The following is a 25238-nucleotide window of genomic DNA, read 5'->3' on the forward strand; positions in this document are numbered from 1 at the left end:
GTACAGCCATGAGCTTATCAGAAACCGCAACTCAGGCGCCGCAATCGGCGAATGTACTGCTGGAGGTAAACGATCTTCGTGTTACGTTCGCTACGCCTGATGGTGATGTGACGGCGGTCAACGATCTGAACTTTACGCTTCGCGCTGGAGAAACGTTAGGTATTGTTGGCGAGTCTGGATCGGGGAAATCGCAAACGGCGTTCGCATTAATGGGACTGCTGGCGACGAATGGTCGAATCGGCGGTTCCGCGACCTTTAACGGACGTGAAATTCTTAATCTACCTGAGCGCGAACTGAATACGCTGCGCGCAGAACAGATTTCGATGATTTTTCAGGACCCGATGACCTCGCTAAATCCTTATATGCGCGTTGGGGAGCAGTTAATGGAAGTCCTGATGCTGCATAAAGGGATGAGCAAAGCGGAAGCTTTTGAAGAGTCCGTCAGAATGCTGGATGCCGTAAAAATGCCGGAAGCGCGCAAACGGATGAAAATGTACCCGCACGAATTTTCCGGCGGAATGCGTCAACGTGTGATGATTGCGATGGCGCTGTTGTGCAGGCCGAAACTGCTTATTGCCGATGAGCCTACCACCGCGCTTGATGTTACCGTACAGGCGCAGATTATGACCTTGCTTAATGAGCTAAAGCGCGAATTTAATACCGCCATTATCATGATTACCCACGATCTGGGTGTGGTCGCGGGTATTTGCGATAAGGTCCTGGTAATGTATGCCGGGCGTACCATGGAATACGGTAAGGCGCGCGATGTCTTTTATCAGCCCGTTCATCCGTATTCGATAGGCCTGCTTAATGCGGTGCCGCGTCTGGATAGCGAGGGGGCGGAAATGCTGACGATTCCGGGCAATCCTCCCAATTTATTGCGTTTGCCTAAAGGGTGTCCGTTCCAGCCGCGTTGTCCTCATGCGATGGAGATCTGCAATAATGCGCCGCCACTTGAAGCGTTCAGTCCTGGTCGCTTGCGCGCCTGTTTTAAACCGGTGGAGGAACTGCTATGAATGCTGTGATTGAACAACGTAAAGTTCTTCTCGAAATCGCCGATCTGAAAGTACATTTTGATATCAAAGAAGGGAAGCAGTGGTTCTGGCAACCGCCGAAAACCCTGAAAGCGGTGGACGGCGTTACGCTACGCCTGTATGAAGGCGAAACGCTGGGCGTGGTGGGCGAATCCGGCTGCGGCAAGTCGACGTTTGCGCGCGCCATTATTGGTCTGGTGAAGGCGACAGACGGTAAAGTCGCCTGGCTGGGAAAAGATCTGTTGGGCATGAAAGCGGATGAGTGGCGCGAAGTGCGCAGCGATATCCAGATGATTTTCCAGGACCCGCTGGCGTCACTCAACCCGCGAATGACGATTGGCGAAATTATCGCTGAACCGCTGCGCACTTATCATCCTAAGCTTTCGCGCCAGGACGTGCGTGACCGCGTGAAAGCCATGATGCTGAAAGTGGGGCTGCTGCCGAATCTCATCAACCGTTATCCCCATGAATTTTCCGGGGGGCAGTGCCAGCGCATCGGTATCGCCCGGGCGTTGATCCTGGAACCTAAGCTCATTATTTGCGATGAGCCGGTGTCGGCGCTGGACGTTTCTATTCAGGCGCAGGTAGTGAATTTGCTCCAGCAGTTACAGCGAGAGATGGGGCTGTCGTTGATTTTTATTGCGCACGACCTGGCGGTCGTAAAGCATATATCCGATCGTGTCCTGGTGATGTATCTCGGTCATGCAGTAGAATTGGGCACCTATGATGAGGTGTACCATAATCCACTGCATCCTTATACCAAAGCGCTGATGTCGGCGGTACCGATTCCCGATCCCGATCTGGAGCGAAATAAGAAGATACAATTGCTGGAGGGCGAATTACCTTCGCCCATTAACCCGCCTTCCGGCTGCGTGTTCCGTACACGCTGTCCGCTAGCCGGGCCAGAATGCGCGCAAACGCGACCGGTGCTGGAAGGGAGTTTTCGCCATGCCGTTTCCTGCCTTAAAGTAGACCCGTTATAATCGCAAGGGCTGACAATTCGTCAGCCCTTCTTTTAGGTGAGGTTACCGTGTCACTTTCTTTGTCGTCGGTTCGCCGTCGTCTTTATCATAATCTGTTCGATTTGACTACGCGCTCAGGTCGCCGTTTTGAAGGGTTATGCGCGCTGTTTGCGCTGCTTAGCGTACTGGTCATTTTTGTTGAATCAGGCGTAGGAACGGAATATCACCTGACATTTGATGAATGGCATATTTTTGTCTGGCTGGAGCTCTGCGTTACCCTGATATTTACCGGTGAATACTTGCTCAGACTGTTTAGCTGGCCCGAACCGGCAAAATACGTTTTTAGTTTCTGGGGATTTATTGATCTGGTGACGATTTTGCCGCTGTACGTCATGTGGCTGTGGCCGGAAATTAGCCTGAACTATATGTTTGCCTGGCGCGCTATGCGAGCGATTCGCGTGCTGCGTATTCTTAAACTGCTACGCTTTATGCCATCTCTGCGCGTATTCTGGAGCGCCATTATTAGCGCGCGTCATCAGCTTATTCTGTTCTATTCATTTATTGCGATCGTGATGATTATTTTCGGTGCCCTGATGTATCTTATTGAAGGACCGAAATATGGCTTCACGACGCTTAATGCCTCGGTGTATTGGGCGATAGTGACAGTCACAACCGTGGGGTACGGTGATATTACGCCGCATACGCCGCTGGGACGTATTGTCGCGTCGGTGCTTATTTTGATTGGTTATTCGGTGATTGCGATTCCTACAGGACTGATTACCACGCACATGAGCAGCGCGTTTCAAAAACGTCACTGGCAGCGAAAATGTCCGCAGTGCCAGCAAAGCCAGCATGAACATAGCGCGCAATATTGTAACCGATGCGGCAGTAAGCTACCGGATTAAACAGGCTTGCCGGAGGGCGCAATCAAACGCCATCCGGCCTGAACCGCTTATTCGCGCCAGAGAATATGGCACAGCTTGTGGTCCTTTTCCCGGCACAGCAGAACGCGGGCGAAAATGTCGTTAATTTCGCCGTCTTCGGTATCCGCCAGGCCAATCACCACCTCGGCAAAAAAGTCTGGATTCAGGTCAAAATCGACGTGCTCTTGCCAGTCTTCAGCGGGATCAAACAACTCCGCGCCGCCGCGCTCCTCGAATTGCAAATTGAACAGAATGATATCAGCCGGATCAAGATTATCCGCCGCCAGCTCAAGAAAAATATCGTAAGCCTGCTCAAGCGTTTCGTCTTCAGTCAGGCGATTGTTCAGATCCATTTCCATAGTGACTACCTGTTTACTCATGTTGGTCACGTTTTACAGCAATGGACTAAAGAAGTAAAACAATCGCTCGGTAATACGCTGCCATAACGGACGTTTTACCCACAAACGCGCATCTAACAGGCGGGAGCGCGAAATATAATCGTCCTGTACCGCAGCCAGATCGGCGCCGAAACCCGTATCATCAATGACCAGCGTAATCTCGAAATTAAGCCACAGGCTACGCATGTCGAGATTCACGGTACCGACCAGGCTCAGTTCGCCATCGACCAGTACGCTTTTGGTATGCAACAGCCCGCCTTCGAACTGATAGATTTTCACGCCCGCCGCCAGTAACTCGCTGAAAAAGGCGCGACTGGCCCAGCCGACGAGCAGTGAATCATTTTTACGGGGCAGGATAATACTGACATCCACGCCGCGCTGCGCAGCGGTACAAATGGCGTGCAGCAGATCGTCGCTGGGGACGAAATATGGCGTGGTCATAATTAAATATTCGCGCGCAGCATAGGTGGCGGTTAATAGTGCCTGGTGAATGAGATCCTCCGGAAAACCAGGACCGGAAGCAATGGTATGAATGGTATGCCCGCTGGCCTGCTCAAACGGCATAATATTCACATCCGGCGGGGGAGGCAGAATGCGTTTACCCGTCTCAATTTCCCAATCGCAGGAGTAAACAATCCCCATTGCTGTCGCCACGGGGCCCTCCATCCGCGCCATTAAATCGACCCATTGCCCAACGCCGGCATCCTGTTTGAAAAAACGCGGGTCCACCATATTCATACTGCCGGTATAGGCGATGTAATTGTCAATCATCACCATTTTACGGTGCTGGCGAAGATCCATACGGCGTAAAAAGACGCGCATCAGATTCACCTTCAGCGCCTCTACGACTTCAATGCCAGCGTTACGCATCATGGCCGCCCAGGGGCTGCGGAAGAAAGCGACGCTACCCGCGGAATCCAGCATAAGCCGGCAGTGGATGCCACGGCGGGCGGCGGCCATTAACGATTCAGCGACCTGATCCGCCATGCCGCCTGGCTGCCAGATGTAAAACACCATTTCGATATTATGCCGCGCCAGTTGGATATCGCGAATAAGCGCCTGCATGACATCATCGGAGTCGGTAAGCAATTGCAACTGGTTGCCTTTGACGCCCGCAATCCCCTGACGTCGTTCGCACAGCTTAAACAAGGACGATGCGACGCTACTGTTTTCTTGCGCGAAAATGTGTTTGCAGGCTTTGAGGTCATTCAACCATTTGGCGGTAGACGGCCACATGGCACGGGCACGCTCGGCGCGACGTTTGCCTAAATGCAATTCGCCCACGGACAAATAGGCGATGATCCCGACCAGCGGAAGGATATAGATGATTAATAACCAGGCCATTGCGGAGGGAACTGCGCGCCGTTTCATTAGAATACGTAATGTGACGCCGGCAATGAGAACCCAGTATCCCAAAATGACCAGCCAACTCACCACGGTGTAGAAGGTTGTCATAACTTTAAAAATCCTTTAGAAAGCGTGTTGTTAAGAGTTTACGCGTCAGGATTCACATGGCAAATAAAAACACGGGAAAAGCGCTGGTCTGCATCCGGCGAGGGGGTATAATGGCGCTTCTGTTACAGTGAGAGTCGTAAACATGAAGCGTAGTAGAACGGAAGTGGGGCGCTGGCGAATGCTACGTCAGGCGAGCCGCCGTAAAGCGCGTTGGCTTGAAGGGCAATCACGCCGTAATATGCGTATCCATACCATCAGGAAATGCATCTTTAATCGTCAGCGTAATTCATTACTCTTTGCGATTCACGGTGTGTGAGCCAGAAAGGGCACCGTATGCGGTGCCCAACAGGCCATCCTTTTCAAAAGATCTTCTTATATGGTTTGACCGAAACCTGCGCATAGACGCCCGCTGCGACGTAGGGGTCCGCATCAGCCCAGGATTGCGCCGCTTCTAAAGATTCAAATTCAGCAATCACCGTTGACCCGGTAAATCCGGCTACCCCAGGATCGTTACTGTCCACTGCGGGCATCGGCCCGGCAGTTAATAATCGCCCTTCATCATGCAGAAGTTGCAGGCGCGCCAGATGCGCGGGCCGTACCGAGAGGCGTTTTTCAAGCGAGTTGGCATTATCCTGAGCGTAAATAACATACAGCACGGGTAGAGCTCCTTAATCGGTAAAAGTTGCTGATTACGTTATTGGAAAGGGCATTTAACTGCAATGTAAAGATACCGACTTTGTTAAACATGCACATTTTGTGTGGTGTTTTTGTGCGATATCATCTTTTAAATGCCGCTATCGGCAATGCCTTATTGAATATGATTGCTATTTGCATTTAAAATTCAGCTCTGGTTTTTCAACTGAAACGATTATGACTTCAATGACCCTTGATTTACCTCGTCGCTTTCCCTGGCCGACACTCCTTTCCGTAGGCATTCATGGTGCTGTAGTGGCAGGTTTGCTCTATACCTCGGTACATCAGGTTATTGAATTGCCTGCGCCAGCGCAGCCTATCACGGTGACAATGGTTTCACCCGCTGATCTGGAGCCGCCCCAGGCGGTTCAGCCGCCGCCGGAGCCAGTGGTTGAACCCGAACCGGAGCCAGAGCCGATCCCTGAACCGCCTAAAGAAGCGCCCGTGGTGATTGAGAAACCCAAACCTAAGCCAAAACCCAAGCCGAAACCGAAACCGGTGAAAAAGGTTGAAGAGCAGCCGAAGCGCGAAGTCAAACCGGCCGAGCCGCGTCCTGCCTCACCGTTTGAAAATAGCGCCCCGGCGCGACCAACAAGCAGCACCGCGTCGGCGACCAGCAAGCCGGCGGTGAGCGTGCCCACTGGACCTCGCGCTCTAAGCCGTAACCAGCCGCAGTATCCGGCGCGAGCACAGGCGTTACGTATTGAAGGCCGCGTAAAGGTAAAGTTTGACGTGACCTCTGCTGGGCGAGTGGAAAATGTACAGATTCTGTCCGCGCAGCCGGCCAATATGTTTGAGCGTGAAGTTAAGAATGCGATGCGCAAATGGCGCTATGAAGCAGGCAAGCCGGGTTCCGGGCTGGTGGTCAATATTATTTTCCGTCTGAACGGTACGGCGCAGATTGAGTAACTCTGGCGCCGCCAGTAGGAATATACCATCACCTGCTGGCGGCGTAAGTATGTTACCTGACGGGTATACTTAACCCTGAACCGGGAGCGGGCGAGGTTTACCGTCCGGATCGACGGCAACATAAATAAACAGCGCCTCGGTGGCCTTGTAGCGCTGTCCAATCGGTTCTGACGCGACTTTTTTCACCCAGACTTCAATATTGATGCTAATAGACGTCGTGCCGCGTTTAACGCAGCGCGCGTAGCAGCATACGACATCGCCAACCGCGACGGGGCGCAGAAATGTCATTCCTTCCACGCGTACGGTTACAACCCGACCGTGCGCGATCTCTTTGGCCAGTATCGCGCCGCCAATATCCATTTGCGACATCAGCCAGCCGCCAAAAATATCGCCGTTCGCATTGGTATCGGCAGGCATGGCCAATGTACGTAAAACCAGCTCGCCCTGAGGAGTATTATCCATTGTTGTCATTGTAAAACCGACTATCAGAAAAAATTACAGCCGCGATGCTACTATGAATTTTGTGTGGAGAATAGAGGGAATAAAGGTACTGACGGGAAAGCGCAGGGCGTAAAGGTGGAGAAAATATCGCCAGGCGTTCGCAGTCTGGCGATGATAAGTCACGGGAGGGTTATGATTTATCTTCCTGTGGCAGATGCCGGTAGATATAGACGCCGCTCAGCAGGGTAAAAATGAGCGTCAGCGCCGTGAGTCCAAAAACCTTAAAGTTGACCCAGATATTTTGCGGCAACCAGAAGGCGATATAAATGTTAGCCAGACCGCACACAATAAAAAACAGCGCCCACGCCAGGTTCAGCTTTGACCAGACCTGCTGCGGCAACGCCAGTTCTTTACCTAACATACGTTGGATTAACGGTTTTTTCATCACCCACTGGCTTATTAACAGCGCGCCAGCGAACAGCGCATAAATAACCGTCACCTTCCATTTAATAAATTCATCGTTATGGAAGAAGAGCGTCAGACCGCCGAAGACGGCAACCAGAACAAAGGTAATCAGCGCCATCTTCTCTATTTTCCGATAGCGCACCCAGCTATAAATCAGCACGATTGCCGTCGCGACAATCAGTGCGGAGGTCGCCGCATAGATGTCATAAAGTTTATAAAACGCAAAAAAGACAACCAGCGGTAAAAAATCCAGAAACTGCTTCATTCTTCGATTCCATCATCAACGAGCGTCGAATGCGCCGCGTAACGGCGCATTGCGGATTATTGGCGAATCAACATATACAGGCGGAATAAGTAGATAAGCAATACTGCGGAAATCAGATTGCTCAACGTATTCGCCAGTACAGCGCCTACATTTGGGGTCAGTACAGCGAAGCTGGGCGCGAACAGCAATAGCAATGTTTTAGCCAGTAACCAGCCTATCACCGCGGGCGCGACCAGTCTCATGTTAGCCCAGGCTAAACGCATACTGCTGCGCATTGCGGCAAACACGCCCATTTTCTCTTCAACCAACATCACTGGCGCAAGCGCCAGCACAATGGCCATAATAATCCCCGGAACGACAATCAGCATTATACCGATTTGCACTAACAGGGTAGTCAGAAAAATGAGAATAAACAGTTTAGGCAATGCAGGGGCGCTGGCGCCGATAGCGCGCAGCGCGCTAACCCGATGTCCCGCTGAAACTAACTGAATCATCAGGATGATACCGCCGGCCAGAATAGCGTTGCCGATAAGCCCGGAAAACGTCGAGGCGGCAGAGGCGCGCAACAGGATCTGCTGCTGCTCCGGCGTCATATTTTGTACCAGCTCAAACAGGCCAGCGCTGCCTGCCAGATGTTCTCCTTCACTGAGTTGCGCGATTTGCGCATCGCTGGGTGAAAAGGCATGACCTAAGACCACCGTGATAAATGCGCACAGCAACGAAACCAGCAAGATAGTAATAAATTGATTTCGGAAAAAATTTCCGGCGTCACGGTAAACGGACTTCGCCGTGATAGACATGCACTCTCCTTGAGTTTTGCAGGTGTTAATTTGCGGGCAATTGTACCCTGGATAACTCTACAGTGGCAGCATCAGCAGTTGTATGGAAAAGCATATCTTTGTAAAGCGGCGGTAATCCGTATCGCGCGCGGGCGCGATTGCACGCCTCATTCACTTCGCCTCCTTCGCCCGATATCGAAAATTCGCGACAGGTTGAAGGGCGGTTTTCATAAATAGCGCAACTGACGTTTTCACCCGGCGTGCCAATTAGCGCTTTACAGTGCGGCTGTTTTTGGTTGGTACCGGCCATACAACGTAAAAAAGGGGTAACGGGCTCGGTTAATGACGCCGGAACGCGTCCGCTGGCATCGTCGCCTTCAGCCCAATAAAAGGAGACACGAAAATAGGCACAACAGGCACCGCATGTCATGCATGGGTTAAGAACGCTCATGATCCACCTGCAAAAAACTCACGTATCAATAGATTACAACGGAAATTAATCTGTCCCGCAGTGTTCGCGAATCTTAACGCCACGCGCCATTGCGGGACATTGATTACCTTAGCCAGCCTTTATCGCCAGGGCAACAGAGCAGACAAATATTTGCATAGCGTGAATATGTCAAAATTGATCTGAATTCCTATAACCAGGATTTTCAATACAAGTTTTAAATTAATCTGGATCAATAAATGTTAAATTATAAGAACAAATGTGATCTGTGTTAGATCACTTATTACTTCATTGTGGGTATATTCATCACGCTTTTATAACCATAACGATGGAGCGGGTATGAAAAAATTTACAGTGGCGGCACTGGCGTTAACAACTCTTCTCTCAGGCAGCGCGTTCGCGCACGAAGCCGGAGAATTCTTTATGCGTGCAGGTCCGGCAACCGTCAGACCTACAGAAGGGGCGGGTGGTACGCTGGGGCATTTAAACGGGTTTGATGTGAGTAATAACACGCAACTCGGCCTGACATTCACTTACATGGCGACGGACAATATCGGGGTTGAATTGCTGGCGGCCACGCCGTTCCGCCATAAGGTGGGTACGGGCGCGACGGGCGATATCGCCACGGTCCACCTGTTACCGCCAACGTTAATGGCGCAGTGGTACTTCGGCGATTCCAGCAGCAAAGTGCGTCCTTATGTCGGCGTAGGGGTGAACTACACCACCTTCTTCGATAACGGCTTTAACGATAATGGTAAAAATGCCGGGCTGTCCGATCTGAGCTTTAAGGATTCCTGGGGCGCGGCAGGGCAAGTTGGGGTAGATTACCTGATTAACCGCGACTGGTTAATTGGCGCCTCTGTCTGGTACATGGATATTGATACTACCGCCAATTATAAAATGGGCGGCGTTCAGCAGCATGACAGCGTGCGTCTGGACCCATGGGTATTTATGTTCTCGGCAGGCTATCGTTTCTAATCGCGTGATGTTGTGACGAAAAAAGACCCCGCCAGGCGGGGTCAAAAAAGGACATGACACACGGATTTTACTTGTCGGAACTCACTTGTCTTCTTTCGGTTCGCCGCAGCCTAGTTCTGCGCCAGTGAGAGGATCAACGGTGGGGTCCGATTTCGTTCTTTCTGCCATCGCTTTGAGCAGCGCCAGCTGCTCGCGCGGCAATTTCACTGTCGCCAGGCCATCGCCGCCATCAACAGCAGGCATCGGTTCTGCGACATAGTTGAAGTTCTCATCGCTATTCCAGCTACCTCGCGGATCGTCGCCTTGCGACATGTTGTAGTACACGTCGGTATACTGTTCTACCGGCGGTAATTTACCCGGCGGGAAGTTGTTACGAATCGAATACAGCGCCTTTTCAAAAGAGAGCTGGTGCGCGACTTCACGGGTCATTAAGAAACTGAGCGTGTCTTTTACGCCAGGATCGTCGGTCAGATTAATCAGGCGTTCATAAATAATCTTCGCTCGCGCCTCTGCCGCGATGTTTGAGCGTAGATCGGCTGTGACTTCGCCGATAGTATCAATATAAGCCGCGGTCCACGGTACGCCGCCGGAGTTCGTCAACGCAGGGCCGCCGCCATACAGCAGAGAGGTGATATGGCTGTCATTACCATTCTGCGTCAGCGAGCGATAAAGTTCCGCTTCGTTTTCGGTGCCTTCCGCCAGCTCGCCTTTAGCGCCTTTATTAAGCATTCCTACCAGTGAGCCGATAATTTCCAGATGACTCAGCTCCTCGGTGGCGATGTCCATTAACATCTCTCTACGACCGGCATCATCATCGCTTAAACCTTGCGTGAAGTAGCGGCAGGCGGCCGCCAGTTCGCCCTGCGGGCCGCCAAACTGTTCCAGCAGCAGGTTCGCTAATCCAGGATTAGGTTCGCTCACTCGCACAGTATATTGAAGTTGTTTTACGTGTCGAAACATATTGCCTCCTGCTTATTATTTATTTTTTGGCTTCAACGCCATCTGCTTCAGATCGCAGTAAAAATTGTTCCGTTGTCTGCGGAATATGTTTGATAAGCCAGTCAGCCATTTGCATTTCTTCTTTCAGAATGGCTTCAATCGTCGGAATTGAGGCAGTGTCACCAGCTTTTTTTGCCGCCGCCAGCAGGGAGGTATAACAAGCAATTTCGAACTGCTCGAAAACATAACCGCTAATTGAGCCTTTGACAATTTCATCGGAAGGGAACATGCCACCGATAGATTGCCCCATTGCTGCCATTTTACTCATGGAGTCTTTCAACACCGAACGAGAAATGCCATTACGGTCCAATACTTCTTCGAGCATGGTAATTTGATGTTTGGTTTCACTAATATGTTGTTCAATTCTGGCTTTTATATCAGGATAATTTTCAATACGGCTGGCCATAGATTCAAGCATCGATTCTGCCTGTTTTTCCATGGCATGGGCGTCACGAAGCCAGTCATGATAATGTTCAGTATAATTCATTTTACATTCCTCAATGCGTGATAATCTGCTCCGATAATAAAATCGGAATCATGCAAGCTGATAATTAAAAATATTATTTCGATTTGCGTTCAGCACTTTTATTAACATTGCTGACTGCTAAATCGGTAAGTTTTAAATCAGTTTGTTTTTCCTCGTCGAGGGTTTCTTTGAGCAGTTTTAATGCTTTGCTATAGCCAAGCTGCTCGGCCAGGGTGGCAAGCGTGCCGTAGCTGGCGATTTCGTAATGCTCGACTTTTTGCGCCGCGGCGATAAGCGCTGCATCGCGTACTTCGTTTTTCTCCGTACTTTCGATGACTTCATTGGCTTCTTCAATCAGCCCTTCCATAGCGACGCATTTCATTCTTTTCAGTTTAATGCCAGATTCAGATTCGACGATCTGATCAATACGTTCAATCTGACCCTGGGTTTCTTCAAGATGAGATTGAAAGGCCTGGCTTAATTTTTCATTGGACGTGGCTCTGGCTAGTTTAGAAAGAGCCTTGGTTAATTGTTTTTCTGCACTATAGGTATCTGAAAGTAGATGGATAAAAAGGTCTTCAACGGTTTTAATATTCATAAATCTAATTCTCCTGGGCAAAATACTGCGAGCCAGAAGACTCGCAGATTGCTTGATAAAAGCATGTGTTATATTTACATTACAGTAAATCAGGAATTATCGGATTTACGTCCGCCGTGACTATTCTGACCACCTTTTTTACCGGCTTCAGAAGCTCGTTGCGGATCGTTTTTGAAATTCCCGCCGCTATGCTGACCGCCTTTGCGGCCCGCTTCAGATGCTTTTTCACGATTCTCGGCGAAATTTCCTGAACCACCACGATGTTCGGCCATATTATTTCTCCTGTCTCGTTGCTTGCTGAAAAAATCGGTTTTAACCGTGTCGACACCCTATTAAAATTAGTTGGTTAAACCGATTAGTCAAATTGACGGAAATAGTTGTGATTTACCGCGTAAATAACGCACAAAAAATGGTTTAGAGATAATATATTCTATATTTTCTTTTAGAATAAGCGATTTAACAGAAAATGCTTTGCATTGTTATTAATAACAAGCGTGACTATCTGCGGCAATAGAAACGTTAATGCATTGTTTGTTGACATTTCTTTACATAAAGGCAGGGGAAATTGACGTGAAAACGCTAAATTTTTCGGCGTGATTAGGAGTTTTCTTAACAAAAATTGACTTCAGACTTTTTGAAAGCTGGACAGGGAATAACACCAAAAAGATTGATGATGTATGTCTGAATCGTGATTCTGGTTCGGCGCCAACCTCTCATTAAGCCGCCAGCGTTATGCTGACGGCTTAACCCGTTATGCGCGGCTGGCGGCTTTCATCGCTGAGACAAAGGACCTGAGCTCCGCCAACATCTGTTCGGGAGAAGCGTGGTTTTTCTCGATAATGTTGACAATGGCTGAGCCGGAGATAGCGCCAGCCGCCCCGGCACGCACGGCCGCAGACACCTGTTCCGGCGAGGAGATACCGAAGCCCTGTAACGCAGGCGCGGCGTGGTACTCTTTAAGCTTCTCAATGAGATGATGCAACGGCAATGCGCCACGGTTTTCCGCGCCGGTGACGCCCGAACGCGAAAGCAGGTAGGTGTAACCGCGGCCGTAAGATGCGACCTGGCGCAGAAGATCGTCATCCGCATTTGGCGGGCAGATGAAGATCGGCGCGATATTATGCCGTAACGCCGCCTGGCGGAAGGGGGCCGATTCTTCAACCGGGACATCTGCGACCAGCACGGAATCTACGCCAACCTGTTCACAACGGGCATAGAACGCATCTATGCCGTTATTGAACACCAGATTCGCGTACATTAGCAGGCCAATCGGAATGGTCGGGTGTTTTTCACGAATCAGCGCCAGCATTTCAAAACACTGAGCCGGCGTGACGCCAGCGGCGAAGGCGCGTAAGTTCGCATTCTGGATAGTAGGGCCATCGGCCAGCGGATCGGAGAAGGGAACCCCCAGTTCCAGAGCGTCGGCGCCAGCGTCAATCAGTGTGTCGATAATTTTCAGTGACTGTTCAATGCCAGGGTCGCCCAGAGTCACGAAGGGGACAAAAGCGCCTTCCCGGCGATCGTTGAGCTGTGCAAATAAATTTTCGTAGCGTTCCATCAGATTTCCCCTCGCGCTTTCAGGATATCGTGTACGGTAAAGATGTCTTTATCTCCGCGGCCAGAGAGATTGACCACCAGCAGTTGCTCTTTTTCCGGCTGCTCGCGCATCATTTTCAGAGCGTGCGCCAACGCGTGGGAGGATTCCAGCGCCGGGATAATTCCCTCATGGCGGCACAACGTTTTGAAGGCTTCCAGCGCCTCATCATCGGTAATGGAGACATAATCCGCGCGTCCGATGCTGTTCAGGTACGCATGTTGCGGCCCAACGGACGGGAAATCGAGCCCGGCGGAAATGGAATAGGACTCTTCAATTTGCCCGTCCGCTGTTTGCATCATCGGCGCTTTCATCCCGAAATAGATGCCAACGCGACCATGTTTAAGCGGCGCGCCATGCTCGCCGGTTTCAATACCGTGACCGCCAGGTTCAACGCCTATTAGCCCGACGCTGGTATCATTAATAAAATCCGCAAACATCCCGATAGCGTTTGAGCCGCCACCGACGCAAGCGATAACGGCATCTGGCAGACGGCCCTCTTTGTCGAGGATTTGCGCTTTCGTCTCTTCGCCAATCATGCGTTGGAACTCGCGAACGATGGTGGGATAGGGATGCGGTCCTGCCGCCGTGCCGAGCATATAGTGCGCGGTTTCGTAACTACCGGACCAGTCGCGCAGCGCCTCGTTACAGGCATCTTTTAGCGTAGCGGAGCCGCTATGAACCGGGATGACCTCAGCGCCCATCAGACGCATACGGAAGACGTTCGGCGACTGGCGCTCAACGTCTTTGGCGCCCATATAGATACGGCATTTCAGACCCAGCAGGGCGCTGGCGAGCGCAGAGGCGACGCCGTGCTGACCGGCGCCGGTTTCAGCGATAATCTCGCTTTTCCCCATCCGTTTGGCCAGCAGCGCCTGACCCAGTACCTGATTGGTTTTGTGCGCGCCGCCGTGCAGTAAATCTTCGCGCTTTAAATACAACGTGGTACGCGTACCGGCGGTAATGTTCTGGCATTTCGTCAGCGCAGTGGGGCGTCCCGCGTAGTTTTTTAGCAGATCGGCGAATTGCGCCTGAAATTCAGGATCTTTTTGCGCGCTGACGAAGGCCTCTTCAAGCTGGTTCAGCGCAGGCATCAGGATCTGTGGCACATACATGCCGCCGAATTCACCAAAGTAGGGGTTGAGAAGTGTTGTCATGTTTTTTCCTTAATATGCGCGCAGTGTCTGAAAAACCGAGGCCAGAAGACGAGCATCTTTGATGCCCGGCTGTGACTCCACACCTGAATTAAAATCGAGACCGGCACAGCCGACTTGCGCCGCCTGGACGCAGTTATCGGCCGCCAGCCCGCCCGCCAGTAACACATTATCCAGCGGTTGCCCCTGTAGCAGTGACCAGTCGAAGCGCTGCCCGCTGCCGCCTTGCCCATTGTCGAAAATGTATTTATCGACATGGTGGTAATCGCGTGCGGGAAGGGCATCGCTAACGCTCAGCGCCTTCCAGATTTGCACCTGTTTGGGCAACGCCTCGCGCAGCGCGTTGACATACGCCTGGTCTTCGCTGCCATGTAGCTGTACGGCAGAAAGCGGCAGGACGGCAGCTTTCTGGCAAACATCGGCGATATCAGCGTCCTGGAAAACGCCGACATACTGCAATGGCGCGGCGCTTATCACTTCTCGCGCCTGCTCAACGCTCACCGCGCGCGGAGATGAGGGTACAAAAATCAACCCGCCATATATTGCGCCAGCGTCACAGGCAGCTTTAGCGTCCTGGGCGCGGGTCAGGCCGCAGACTTTATTCTCGCCAAGCAGCACGCGACGGACGGCGGCGTTAAGATCGTCATGCGCCATTAACGCGGAGCCAATTAAAAAACCGTTGGCGAAGTGGCTCAGTTCGCGTACCTGACCATAGGTGTTAATCCCGGACTCGCTGATGACAGTCACGCCGTGGCCCAGTTTTGGCGCCAGCTGGCGGGTGCGATTCAAATCAATCGACAGATCGCGCAGATCGCGATTGTTGATACCTACCACTTTTGCGCCTAACGCTATCGCGCGCTCCCGTTCTTCGTCATTACTGACCTCCGTGAGCACGCCCATTTTCAGACTGTGCGCGACGGCGGAGAGTTGGCGATACTGTTCGTCATCCAGAACCGAGAGCATCAGTAAACAGGCATCGGCCTGATAGTAACGGGCAAGGTAGATCTGATAGGGATCGATAATAAAATCCTTACACAGAATCGGCTGCGGCGCGCTTTGGCTAACGACCGGCAGAAAATCGAAGCTCCCCTGAAAATATTTTTCGTCGGTGAGCACCGAGATTGCCGAGGCGTAATGTTGATAAATACTGGCAATACGCGCCGGATCGAAATCATCGCGAATCACGCCTTTTGATGGCGATGCTTTCTTACACTCCAGAATAAAGGCGGTACGCGCGCCCTGGAGCGCATCATAAAAATGGCGTGTACTTGGCTGGATCTCATTTTGAAAACTGGCCAGCGGCTGTTGCTGTTTGCGGGCTTCTACCCAAATCGCCTTGTCTGCGACGATTTTCGCTAAAACGGTTTGCATTATTTACCCTCTTGCCGCCAGTGCGGTGACTCTGTCATATGCGGTGCCGTTGCGCAGAACATCAAGCACGGTTTGCGCGTTGGCCTTGAGATCTTCCTGACCATGCAGACGCATCAGCATCGCCACGTTGGCGGCGACGGCGGCCTCATGCGCGGCATCGCCTTTACCTTGTAATAACCGCGTCAGAATGTCACGGTTTTCTTCCGGCGTGCCGCCAGCCAACTGATCCTGATGGTAAGGCGTCAGGCCAAAATCCTCCGCCGTAAGTTGATAGCTTTTAATTTCGCCGTCATGCAGCTCCGCGACAATCGTCGGCGCATGGAGCGAAACCTCATCCATGCCGCCGCTATGTACTACCGCCGCGCGCTGATAGCCCAGTACCCTTAAGGTTTCCGCAATCGGCAGCACCAGTTCCGGACTATAGACGCCAATCAATGCCAGCGGCGGATGCGCCGGGTTGATCAGCGGGCCGAGTACGTTGAACAGGGTTCGCGTTTTTAACTGTTGGCGAACCGGCATCGCGTGACGGAATCCGGTGTGATATTTCGGCGCGAACAGGAAACAGACGCCCAGTTCATCTAACGCCTGACGTGATTTATCGGCGTTCATATCCAGATTAATACCGAATGCCGCCAGCAGATCGGATGACCCCGATTTGCTGGACACGCTGCGGTTGCCGTGTTTCGCCACTTTCAGTCCACAGGCCGCCGCGACAAAGGCGCTGGCGGTAGAGATATTGATACTGTTACTGCCATCGCCGCCGGTACCAACGATATCCGCAAACAGATACTCCGGGCGCGGGAACGGGGCGGCATTTTCCAGCAACGCAGTGGCGGCGCCGGCAATTTCATTGGGATGCTCGCCGCGAATTTTCATGCTCACCAGCGCGGCAGCGAGCTGTTCAGGCTTAAGTTCGCCGCGGACGACCGCCGAAAACAACTGATGGCTCTCTTGTTGCGTCAGAGTTTGCGCCTGATAGAGTTTCTCCAGAATCGGCTGTAGGGTGTTGGTCGGTTCCAGCTTTTGCTGCGCCCAGGCTAATGTTTGCTCCAGCAGACGCGCGCCCTGTGTCGTCAGGATGGACTCAGGATGAAATTGAAAACCGCAAACGCGATCCGCATCATGACGTACCGCCATCACCATGCCGTTGAAATGGGCGTTAATGGTCAGCCCGGCAGGAACATTACTGCCGACCAGCGAATGATAACGCGCGACCGGTAGCGGATTCGCCAGCCCGCCGAACATCGCCTGACCGTCATGCTCAATGCTGGAGGCTTTGCCATGCAGGATTTCTCCCGCCTGACCGACATAACCGCCGTAAGCTTCGACAATCGCCTGATGCCCCAGACAAATGCCGATGATCGGTAACTTGCCGCGTAGTCGGGTCAGCAGCTCCGGCATACAGCCTGCCTCGCTGGGAACGCCCGGACCGGGGGAGAGCATTAGCACCGGATTTTTCATTGTCGCCAGGCGATCGATAAGCGTCTGCGCCGGAATATGGTTACGGTAAATCACCACGTTATGACCGTTGGTCCGTAGCTGATCTGCCAGGTTCCAGGTAAACGAGTCGATGTTATCGAGCAGCAGAATATCAGCCATCAGAAGGTCTCCTGTGCATGATGCGCGGTGGCGATAGCACGCAATACGGCGCGCGCTTTATTACGGGTTTCATCGGCTTCAGACTGCGGAACAGAGTCCAGCACGATTCCGGCGCCCGCCTGTACGGTGGCGATACCGTTCTCCACCAGCGCGGAGCGGATAACAATACAGGTGTCCAGATCGCCGTGGGCGGTGAAGTAACCGACAGCGCCGCCATAGCTGCCGCGGCGCTGTCCTTCCGCATCGGCAATCAACTGCATGGCGCGTACTTTCGGCGCGCCGCTCAGGGTGCCCATGTTCATGCAGGCGCGATAGGCGTGCAGCGCGTCGAGATCGTGACGCAGTTCGCCCACCACCCGGGAAACCAGATGCATCACGTACGAATAGCGGTCAACTTTTGTCAGATCGGCAACGTAGCGACTGCCCGGCGTACAGATGCGCGCCAGGTCATTGCGCGCCAGATCGACCAGCATCAGATGTTCGGAAAGCTCTTTATGGTCGGTACGCATGTCCAGCTCAATACGGCTGTCGAGATCTCTGTCCAGCGTACCATCGGCGCGGCGACCGCGTGGACGGGTACCCGCGATGGGGTAAATTTCAATCTGACGGCTGGTGGCGTCATATTTCAGCGAGCTTTCCGGCGACGCGCCGAAAAGCGTGAAATCATCATCCTGCATAAAGAACATATACGGGCTGGGGTTGCTCTTTTTCAGCACGTAGTAGGCAGCCAACGGCGACGGGCAGGGCAATGAAAAGCGGCGCGACGGCACCACCTGAAATATCTCCCCCGCGCGGATGGCTTTTTGCAACTGGCGTACCACCGCGCCGAACGCGTCATCGCTCTGATTACATTCGCAGCGCATGTCCGGCACCGGCGTCACCGGCAACGGCGGCGCAGGCTGGGTTAACTGTTGGCTAAGGTACGCCAGGCGGGCGTTCAGGCGCTGTTTTTCCCGGTCGCTGGCGGTGAACAGACTGGCCTGAATACGGGTGCTTTTTTTCTGATGGTCTATCACCATCAGCGTTTCCGCTAAATAAAAGCAGTAGTCCGGGCAGTTATTGCCAGCCTCAAGGTGTGGCAGCGCTTCAAAGCCAGCGACCAGGTCGTAGGCAAACAGACCGCCGAAAAACATAGCCTCCCGCTCTTGCGTCGGTATGTTCACCACTCCCTGTAACAGGCGGAACGCATCAAATACCGACAGAGAGCATAAACGGGCGTCTTCATCTAATAATGGGCTGACGGGCGGAAAGCGTAGAATGCGACCGGCAGGCAGGACTTCGTTCTCCACGCCAGCGGGGAGGGCGGTATCCAGTAGCGGTAATAACGAGGCGCCATTATCAGATAACGCCTGGATAGTGACAGTGTCACCTAGAGCGGTAATGCGCAGCGCACTATCTACCAGCAGCAGGCTTTTTAAATCGTCTTTACTGTCGATATCTGCGGACTCCAGCAGCAGCGTGGCCGGGCGATCGCCGCAGACCTGGTGAAAAAGCGCCGTTGGGTTTTCCCGGTAGGCGGCATCGCAGGTCAACAGTTCGAGCGTGGGTTTTAGTGTTTGCATGGTTATTCTCATTATTTTGTTCAAAAAAAAGCCCGCTTAACAGGCGGGCCGGGTATCGTTTGGCTGATTACAGCTGTTCATACACCGCCCGCTATCAGGAAGTGCGCCACCAACCGTGTAATGCAAATGTCGCTGCCATTTTAGATACCCTCTTCATGTGAACTTTCGTACTAGTTAACTAGTTCGATGGAATAATGTCAACACCTATTTCAGTATATTTGCCGGAACCGTTATGATGTACATGACATACCTTTATCTCTATGGGAGCCGCCTTGAGCGACACGAATTACGCAGTGATTTACGATCTGCACAGTCATACCACGGCGTCCGATGGACTGTTGACGCCAGAAACATTAGTACACCGTGCGGTAGAGATGCGAGTCGGCACGCTGGCGATTACCGATCATGACACCACAGCCGCGATTCCTGCGGCAAGAGAAGAAATTTCACGTTCCGGGCTGGCCCTGAATCTTATTCCCGGCGTGGAGATTTCAACGGTCTGGGAGAATCATGAGATTCACATTGTGGGTCTGAATATTGATATTGCGCACCCGGCAATGCGCGATTTTCTGGCGCAGCAGACACAGCGGCGTCAGGCACGCGGTCGGCTCATTGCGGAGCGTCTGGAAAAAGCCCATATTCCCGGCGCGTGGGAAGGGGCATTGAGACTGGCCAATGGCGGCGCGGTGACGCGCGGCCACTTCGCCCGCTTTCTGGTGGAGTGCGGCAAAGCCGCGACCATGGCGGAGGTTTTTAAAAAATATCTCGCGCGTGGGAAAACCGGTTACGTTCCGCCGCAGTGGTGTACAATAGAACAAGCTATTGATGTCATTCATCATTCTGGCGGTAAGGCGGTGTTGGCCCATCCGGGACGCTACGACCTTAGCGCTAAGTGGCTGAAAAGATTAGTGGCGCATTTTGCCGACCATCACGGCGACGCGATGGAAGTGGCGCAGTGCCAACAATCGCCCAATGAACGCACCCAACTGGCGACGCTTGCGCGTCAGCATCATTTATGGGCATCGCTTGGATCTGATTTCCATCAGCCCTGCCCGTGGATTGAGTTGGGGCGTAAACTCTGGCTGCCCGCTGGCGTTGAAGGCGTATGGCAGACATGGGAACAGCCGCAAATATCACAGTGAGGGAAGTATGAGCCAGTTTTTTTATATCCATCCGGATAACCCACAGCAACGGCTGATTAATCAGGCCGTCGACATTGTGCGTAAAGGCGGTGTTATTGTTTATCCAACCGATTCCGGCTATGCCCTGGGTTGTAAAATTGAAGACAAAGGCGCAATGGAGCGCATTTGCCGCATTCGTCATCTGCCGGACGGCCACAACTTCACGCTGATGTGCCGCGATTTGTCCGAGTTGTCGACCTACTCCTACGTCGACAACGTGGCGTTTCGTCTGATGAAAAACAATACGCCGGGTAACTACACCTTTATCCTGAAGGGGACAAAAGAGGTGCCGCGCCGTCTGTTGCAGGAAAAGCGTAAAACTATCGGCCTGCGCGTACCGTCAAACCCGATTGCGCTGGCGTTGTTGGATACGCTGGGCGAACCAATGCTCTCGACGTCGTTGATGCTGCCTGGCAGCGATTTTACCGAGTCGGACCCGGAGGAGATTAAAGATCGGCTGGAGAAGCAGGTGGATCTGATCATCCACGGCGGTTACCTCGGTCAACAGCCTACCACGGTAATCGATTTGACCAATGACTCCCCGGTGGTGCTGCGCGAAGGCGTCGGCGACGTTACACCTTTCTTATAAGGGCGTAAGTCTGTATACTACGCGGCCTTAAAATGGCGCGGCAACGCGCCGTTCATTCTCCTGTTCGACGCCTGTGAAGGCGACACCTGAAGGAAGCTCTATGAGCGAAAAGTTACAAAAAGTGCTGGCGCGCGCTGGCCACGGCTCTCGCCGTGAAATCGAATCCATTATTGAAGCGGGACGTGTCAGCGTTGACGGTAAAATCGCCACGCTTGGCGATCGTGTTGAAGTCACTCCCGGTTTGAAAATCCGTATCGACGGTCACCTGATTTCGGTGAAAGAGTCGGCGGAACAAATTTGCCGCGTTCTGGCCTATTACAAACCAGAAGGTGAACTGTGTACCCGCAATGACCCTGAAGGGCGGCCAACCGTTTTTGATCGCTTACCGAAACTGCGCGGCGCGCGGTGGATTGCGGTAGGACGTCTGGATGTCAACACCTGCGGGCTATTGTTATTTACCACCGACGGTGAACTGGCGAACCGCCTGATGCACCCTAGTCGTGAAGTTGAACGTGAATATGCCGTGCGCGTGTTCGGTCAGGTGGATGAATCGAAACTGCGTGATTTAAGCCGTGGCGTACAGTTGGAAGATGGTCCGGCGGCATTTAAGACCATTAAATTCAGCGGCGGCGAAGGCATTAACCAGTGGTATAACGTAACGCTGACGGAAGGGCGCAACCGCGAAGTTCGCCGACTGTGGGAAGCGGTAGGCGTTCAGGTCAGCCGTCTGATCCGCGTTCGTTACGGCGATATCCCGCTGCCGAAAGGCCTGCCGCGCGGCGGCTGGACTGAGCTCGACCTCGCGCAAACGAACTATCTGCGTGGTCTGGTAGAGCTCCCGCCGGAAACCTCGTCGAAGGTTGCCGTCGAAAAAGACCGTCGTCGTATGAAAGCGAACCAGATCCGTCGGGCGGTAAAACGCCACAGCCAGATAGCTGGCGGACGCCGCTCCGGTGGGCGTAATAACAACGGGTAATCTCTACCGCGGTCTATAGGCCGAGAATCATCAGACAAGAGGGTTTGTGCCGGATGGCGGCGCAAACGCCTTAATCCGGCCTACGGTTAATAATCAATTCCCATCTGGGCTTTTACGCCCGCGTCAAAAGCATGTTTAACCGGACGCAGTTCGCTGACGGTATCCGCAAGATCAAGAATATCCCGATGACAGCCGCGACCTGTAATAATCACCGTCTGGTGACCAGGGCGCGCGTTTAGCGCGCTTATGACCTCTTCCAGCGGCAAATAGTCATACGCCACCATATAGGTCAGCTCATCCAGTACTACCATATCAAGCAGCGGATCGGCCAGCATCCTTTTCCCATGCTGCCAAACGGCCATACATGCTGCGGTGTCTGCCTCGCGATTTTGCGTCTCCCAGGTAAATCCCGTTGCCATCACCTGAAATTCGACGCCATGCGGTTCCAGCAGATTACGCTCGCCGTTGGGCCAGGTGCCCTTAATAAATTGCACCACGCCTACGCTTTTACCGTGTCCTACGGCGCGGGCGGCAGTCCCGAAAGCCGCCGTGGTTTTGCCCTTACCATTGCCAGTAAACACGATAATAATACCGCGCTCTTCCTGTGCCTGGGCGACGCGGGCGTCAACCCGATCTTTTACCTTCTGCTGGCGCTGCTGATAGCGTTCATCACTCATTGGGCGATTCCTGGTTTACGGCCCGGTTGGGCGTCAAAGGTCATACCGGTTTTACGGCGACTGTCGTCGCCCATAAGCCACAGGTAAAGCGGCATAATATCGGCAGGCGTTTTTAATTTCTGTGGATCTTCCGTCGGAAAGGCGCTGGCGCGCATACCGGTGCGCGTGCCGCCCGGGTTAATGCAGTTAACACGTAGAGAACGGTTCTGGTATTCGTCCGCCAGCACCTGCATCATTCCTTCAGTAGCAAACTTCGAGGTGGCATAGGCGCCCCAGTTGGCGCGTCCCTGACGGCCAACGCTTGATGACGTAAAGACCAGCGAGCCGGCATCGGACTTCAATAATAACGGTAACAGCGCCTGGGTGAGCATAAAGGTGGCGTTAACGTTTACCTGCATGACATCCTGCCAGATCTGCGGATCTTGTTCGCTCATTGGACCGATTTCCCCCAGTAACCCGGCATTGTGCAGGACGCCATCCAGGCGGGGATAGTGCGCGGCGATGCGGTCGGCCACTTGCCGGCACTCTTCAGCGGTGCAGGTCAGCAGATCGAGCGTAAACCACTGTGGTTGAACATGTTGCTCGTCAGCAATGTGCTGCGCGACCCGACGCAGTTTCTCTTCGTTGCGTCCCAGCAGAATCACCGTTGCGCCGTAACGCGCATACGTAAGCGCGGCTTCCCGCCCAATGCCATCGCTGGCGCCAGTGACCAGAATAATGCGGTTTTGCAATAGATCTTGTTTCGGTTGGTAATGCATGGCTACTCCTCAACGGCGTGGTGCACCGTCCTGCCAGGTTGTCTTATCTTCGCGTTAACTTTTCGGGTTTATGCCTGAAAGCGCCTTTTTTTTCAATCAGACAGGGGCGATAACGCCGTAAAATGAACGTCTTGTCATACTTTTTCTTCCTCAACAGGCATACGGATGAAGAGAGACTGGCTTCGATGCCTGTTGTACACTGAGCGCAAGTCGCGTTATTTAATCAAGGTGGGAGTCGTGGAATTGTTGTCTGAATATGGCTTATTTTTGGCAAAAATCGTCACTGTTGTGGTGGCCATTGCCGTCATTGTGTTGCTGATCGTGAATGCTACGCAACGCAAACGTCAGCGCGGCGAGCTGCGCGTGACCAATTTGAGCGAGCAGTATCAGGAGATGAAGGATGACCTTGCTGCGGCGTTGATGGATGGCCATCAGCAAAAACTGTGGCATAAAGCGCAGAAAAAAAAGCATAAGCAGGAGGCGAAAGCCGCCAAAGCGAAAGCGAAGCTGGGGGACATTGCGACATCGGACAAACCGCGCGTATGGGTGATAGATTTCAAAGGCAGTATGGACGCTCACGAAGTTAATGCGTTACGCGAAGAGGTCACGGCGGTGCTGGCAGTGGCGAAACCCGGCGATCGGGCGGTTGTGCGTCTGGAAAGCCCCGGCGGCGTTGTGCATGGCTATGGCCTGGCGGCATCGCAATTGCAGCGCCTGCGCGATAAAAATATTCCGCTGACCGTGACGGTGGATAAAGTCGCGGCAAGCGGAGGCTACATGATGGCCTGCGTGGCGGAAAAAATTATTGCGGCGCCGTTCGCTATTGTGGGGTCAATTGGTGTTGTCGCGCAAATTCCGAACTTTAACCGCTTTCTCAAAAGTAAAGACATTGATATTGAACTGCATACCGCAGGGCAGTACAAACGTACCCTGACATTGTTAGGCGAGAATACGGAAGAAGGGCGGCAGAAGTTTCGTGAAGATCTCAACGAAACGCACCATCTGTTCAAAGAGTTTGTGCAACGGATGCGTCCGGCTCTGGACATTGAACAGGTCGCCACGGGCGAACACTGGTACGGTCAGCAGGCGCTGGAGAAGGGGCTGGTTGATGAGATTAACACCAGCGATGAGGTTATTCTCGGCCTGATGGAAGGGCGCGAGGTACTGAATGTGCGCTATATGCAGCGTAAAAAACTGATCGATCGTGTTACCGGCAGCGCGGCGGAAAGCGCGGATCGGCTGCTGCTGCGCTGGTGGCAGCGTGGACAAAAGCCGTTGATGTAAACCGCTATTGCCGGATGGCATTCAGTGCCATCCGGCATGGATTAATCAACCAGGTGATACTTCTCAGACAGCACATGCGCCAGGTGTTTAAACATGTTAAACACCGCGGTGCTTTTAGGGGTCGGTAACCCTTGCTCGTCTAAAAAGTAATCGCCGCTGAAAACCAGCACGCCATTTCTCTGCGTTACGCCGGTGGCGACAATACCTGCCATCGTGTCTTCATGTTCCCGAATAATTTTGTTGGCTTCAAGCAACAGTGTTTCGCGATCGATAGGTTGCGTCTCTTTATGCATTTTTTACTCCTTAAACAAGGAGATTAGTCTACGCTGAGCACTTCTGATGGGCAAATATTCTCACAGGAAATTGATGGATTTGTCATGTTGCGTTCACTGGCAAGATTTGTTTTTGCATGCTAATAAAGTTGCGTATCGAATTTTATCAGGTACAGTGTGACGCTTTCGTCAATCTGGCAACAGAATTGCTTGACATTCGACCAAAATTCCGTCGTGCTATAGCGCGTGTGTGCAAAAAAGCCTGTTAACTCAGTCACCTGAGGGTTACATTTCGTACACAAAGCCAGTACAAGGGGTTGATATCCGCAGACGCAGAGACCATATATCGTTGTCTCGTCGCCAGTGGAAGGTGAATCAACGTGCGACGCATTCCTGGAAGAATCAACT

Annotated in this window: 30 protein-coding genes and 1 other annotated feature; of the genes, 10 read left to right on the forward strand and 20 right to left on the reverse strand. The window is 52.7% G+C overall.

Translation table 11 applies throughout. The features are described 5' to 3' along the window. Positions 1–8 precede the first annotated feature (8 nt). The 3 genes from ACLJRH_RS02980 to ACLJRH_RS02990 are packed head-to-tail and all read left to right on the forward strand — an operon-like array spanning position 9 to position 2901. A complete protein-coding gene (locus tag ACLJRH_RS02980; RefSeq protein ID WP_000058861.1) occupies positions 9–1016 on the forward strand; it encodes an ABC transporter ATP-binding protein in 1008 nt (335 codons plus the stop codon). Beyond that, positions 1013–2017, forward strand: a complete 1005-nt coding sequence (gene oppF / locus ACLJRH_RS02985; RefSeq protein WP_000994698.1) for a murein tripeptide/oligopeptide ABC transporter ATP-binding protein OppF — start codon at positions 1013–1015, stop codon at positions 2015–2017. The genes ACLJRH_RS02980 and oppF overlap by 4 nt, the downstream gene beginning before the upstream one ends. Before the next feature lie 47 nt (positions 2018–2064). Next, positions 2065–2901: an ion transporter gene (locus ACLJRH_RS02990; RefSeq protein WP_000059074.1), complete on the forward strand. Its 837-nt coding sequence runs from the start codon at positions 2065–2067 to the stop codon at positions 2899–2901. 47 nt (positions 2902–2948) lie between these two features. Here ACLJRH_RS02990 and ACLJRH_RS02995 read toward each other — a convergent pair whose 3' ends face one another. Both ACLJRH_RS02995 and cls read right to left on the reverse strand, forming a co-directional pair. Further along, the gene (locus ACLJRH_RS02995) at positions 2949–3278 is read right to left on the reverse strand and encodes an HI1450 family dsDNA-mimic protein (protein ID WP_000425070.1); all 330 of its coding nucleotides are present in this window, start codon (positions 3276–3278) and stop codon (positions 2949–2951) included. A gap of 33 nt (positions 3279–3311) precedes the next feature. Beyond that, a complete protein-coding gene (gene cls, locus ACLJRH_RS03000) occupies positions 3312–4772 on the reverse strand; it encodes a cardiolipin synthase (RefSeq protein WP_000206886.1) in 1461 nt (486 codons plus the stop codon). A 142-nt stretch (positions 4773–4914) separates the two neighbouring features. Here cls and ACLJRH_RS03005 point away from each other — a divergent pair, with 142 nt between their 5' ends. Further along, entirely contained in the window at positions 4915–5088 is a 174-nt protein-coding gene (locus ACLJRH_RS03005) for a YciY family protein (RefSeq protein ID WP_001531561.1), read from the forward strand. Between the two features lie 43 nt (positions 5089–5131). Here ACLJRH_RS03005 and ACLJRH_RS03010 read toward each other — a convergent pair whose 3' ends face one another. Further along, entirely contained in the window at positions 5132–5428 is a 297-nt protein-coding gene (locus ACLJRH_RS03010; protein WP_000967605.1) for a YciI family protein, read from the reverse strand. Positions 5429–5651: 223 nt separating this feature from the next. On the opposite strand from ACLJRH_RS03010, the gene tonB reads away from it, so the two are divergent. Further along, on the forward strand, positions 5652–6374 hold the full coding sequence (gene tonB / locus ACLJRH_RS03015; protein ID WP_023137495.1) for a TonB system transport protein TonB: 723 nt from the start codon (positions 5652–5654) through the stop codon (positions 6372–6374). Positions 6375–6443: 69 nt separating this feature from the next. On the opposite strand, the gene yciA is transcribed toward tonB, so the two are convergent. The 4 genes from yciA to ACLJRH_RS03035 form a co-directional block, all read right to left on the reverse strand. Further along, positions 6444–6845, reverse strand: a complete 402-nt coding sequence (gene yciA / locus ACLJRH_RS03020; protein ID WP_000210317.1) for an acyl-CoA thioester hydrolase YciA — start codon at positions 6843–6845, stop codon at positions 6444–6446. A gap of 160 nt (positions 6846–7005) precedes the next feature. Then, a complete protein-coding gene (locus ACLJRH_RS03025; RefSeq protein ID WP_000808683.1) occupies positions 7006–7545 on the reverse strand; it encodes a septation protein A in 540 nt (179 codons plus the stop codon). A 56-nt stretch (positions 7546–7601) separates the two neighbouring features. Continuing rightward, a complete protein-coding gene (locus ACLJRH_RS03030; protein ID WP_000028507.1) occupies positions 7602–8345 on the reverse strand; it encodes a YciC family protein in 744 nt (247 codons plus the stop codon). Between the two features lie 25 nt (positions 8346–8370). Continuing rightward, positions 8371–8775 (reverse strand): YkgJ family cysteine cluster protein, encoded by a 405-nt coding sequence (locus ACLJRH_RS03035; RefSeq protein WP_000114955.1) that lies wholly within the window; start codon positions 8773–8775, stop codon positions 8371–8373. A gap of 336 nt (positions 8776–9111) precedes the next feature. Between ACLJRH_RS03035 and ompW the strand changes: the two genes are divergently transcribed. Then, positions 9112–9750, forward strand: a complete 639-nt coding sequence (ompW, locus tag ACLJRH_RS03040) for an outer membrane protein OmpW (protein ID WP_000714802.1) — start codon at positions 9112–9114, stop codon at positions 9748–9750. A gap of 81 nt (positions 9751–9831) precedes the next feature. On the opposite strand, the gene ACLJRH_RS03045 is transcribed toward ompW, so the two are convergent. The 10 genes from ACLJRH_RS03045 to trpL form a co-directional block, all read right to left on the reverse strand. Next, entirely contained in the window at positions 9832–10710 is an 879-nt protein-coding gene (locus ACLJRH_RS03045) for a manganese catalase family protein (RefSeq protein WP_000488348.1), read from the reverse strand. Between the two features lie 19 nt (positions 10711–10729). Beyond that, positions 10730–11236 (reverse strand): ferritin-like domain-containing protein, encoded by a 507-nt coding sequence (locus ACLJRH_RS03050; protein ID WP_001109977.1) that lies wholly within the window; start codon positions 11234–11236, stop codon positions 10730–10732. A 73-nt stretch (positions 11237–11309) separates the two neighbouring features. Continuing rightward, positions 11310–11813, reverse strand: coding sequence for a ferritin-like domain-containing protein (locus ACLJRH_RS03055; RefSeq protein WP_001022826.1), 504 nt, complete (start codon positions 11811–11813; stop codon positions 11310–11312). Positions 11814–11902: 89 nt separating this feature from the next. Continuing rightward, positions 11903–12085 (reverse strand): general stress protein, encoded by a 183-nt coding sequence (locus ACLJRH_RS03060; RefSeq protein ID WP_000807657.1) that lies wholly within the window; start codon positions 12083–12085, stop codon positions 11903–11905. A gap of 479 nt (positions 12086–12564) precedes the next feature. Continuing rightward, complete coding sequence (gene trpA / locus ACLJRH_RS03065; protein WP_000443031.1) at positions 12565–13371, reverse strand: tryptophan synthase subunit alpha; 807 nt, start codon at positions 13369–13371, stop codon at positions 12565–12567. After that, on the reverse strand, positions 13371–14564 hold the full coding sequence (trpB, locus tag ACLJRH_RS03070; protein ID WP_000209485.1) for a tryptophan synthase subunit beta: 1194 nt from the start codon (positions 14562–14564) through the stop codon (positions 13371–13373). The genes trpA and trpB overlap by 1 nt, the downstream gene beginning before the upstream one ends. Before the next feature lie 9 nt (positions 14565–14573). Continuing rightward, positions 14574–15932, reverse strand: coding sequence for a bifunctional indole-3-glycerol-phosphate synthase TrpC/phosphoribosylanthranilate isomerase TrpF (trpCF, locus tag ACLJRH_RS03075; RefSeq protein ID WP_001195293.1), 1359 nt, complete (start codon positions 15930–15932; stop codon positions 14574–14576). Positions 15933–15935: 3 nt separating this feature from the next. Further along, positions 15936–17531: a bifunctional anthranilate synthase glutamate amidotransferase component TrpG/anthranilate phosphoribosyltransferase TrpD gene (gene trpD, locus ACLJRH_RS03080; protein WP_023137494.1), complete on the reverse strand. Its 1596-nt coding sequence runs from the start codon at positions 17529–17531 to the stop codon at positions 15936–15938. Continuing rightward, entirely contained in the window at positions 17531–19093 is a 1563-nt protein-coding gene (gene trpE, locus ACLJRH_RS03085; RefSeq protein WP_001194069.1) for an anthranilate synthase component I, read from the reverse strand. The genes trpD and trpE overlap by 1 nt, the downstream gene beginning before the upstream one ends. A 22-nt stretch (positions 19094–19115) precedes the next feature. Next, positions 19116–19211 (reverse strand) — a sequence feature (Trp leader region). Further along, positions 19188–19232 (reverse strand): trp operon leader peptide, encoded by a 45-nt coding sequence (gene trpL, locus ACLJRH_RS03090; RefSeq protein WP_010989026.1) that lies wholly within the window; start codon positions 19230–19232, stop codon positions 19188–19190. Its footprint overlaps the feature before it by 24 nt. Before the next feature lie 121 nt (positions 19233–19353). On the opposite strand from trpL, the gene rnm reads away from it, so the two are divergent. From rnm to rluB, 3 genes are all read left to right on the forward strand, one after another. Further along, positions 19354–20235, forward strand: a complete 882-nt coding sequence (gene rnm, locus ACLJRH_RS03095; protein WP_000500452.1) for an RNase RNM — start codon at positions 19354–19356, stop codon at positions 20233–20235. A 7-nt stretch (positions 20236–20242) separates the two neighbouring features. Further along, positions 20243–20863, forward strand: coding sequence for an L-threonylcarbamoyladenylate synthase (locus ACLJRH_RS03100; RefSeq protein WP_000077250.1), 621 nt, complete (start codon positions 20243–20245; stop codon positions 20861–20863). A 100-nt stretch (positions 20864–20963) separates the two neighbouring features. Continuing rightward, positions 20964–21839: a 23S rRNA pseudouridine(2605) synthase RluB gene (gene rluB, locus ACLJRH_RS03105; protein WP_001291233.1), complete on the forward strand. Its 876-nt coding sequence runs from the start codon at positions 20964–20966 to the stop codon at positions 21837–21839. An 86-nt stretch (positions 21840–21925) separates the two neighbouring features. On the opposite strand, the gene cobO is transcribed toward rluB, so the two are convergent. Beyond that, entirely contained in the window at positions 21926–22516 is a 591-nt protein-coding gene (gene cobO / locus ACLJRH_RS03110) for a cob(I)yrinic acid a,c-diamide adenosyltransferase (protein ID WP_001278865.1), read from the reverse strand. After that, positions 22513–23274, reverse strand: coding sequence for a YciK family oxidoreductase (locus ACLJRH_RS03115; protein ID WP_000559309.1), 762 nt, complete (start codon positions 23272–23274; stop codon positions 22513–22515). Before ACLJRH_RS03115 ends, cobO begins: the two co-directional genes overlap by 4 nt. A gap of 237 nt (positions 23275–23511) precedes the next feature. Between ACLJRH_RS03115 and sohB the strand changes: the two genes are divergently transcribed. Then, the gene (sohB, locus tag ACLJRH_RS03120; protein WP_000422082.1) at positions 23512–24558 is read left to right on the forward strand and encodes a protease SohB; all 1047 of its coding nucleotides are present in this window, start codon (positions 23512–23514) and stop codon (positions 24556–24558) included. Positions 24559–24599: 41 nt separating this feature from the next. Here sohB and ACLJRH_RS03125 read toward each other — a convergent pair whose 3' ends face one another. Further along, positions 24600–24851: a YciN family protein gene (locus tag ACLJRH_RS03125; RefSeq protein ID WP_000548616.1), complete on the reverse strand. Its 252-nt coding sequence runs from the start codon at positions 24849–24851 to the stop codon at positions 24600–24602. Positions 24852–25238: the final 387 nt, after the last annotated feature.

The organism is Salmonella sp. SAL04162, assembly GCF_046551535.1.
GTDB lineage: Bacteria > Pseudomonadota > Gammaproteobacteria > Enterobacterales > Enterobacteriaceae > Salmonella > Salmonella enterica.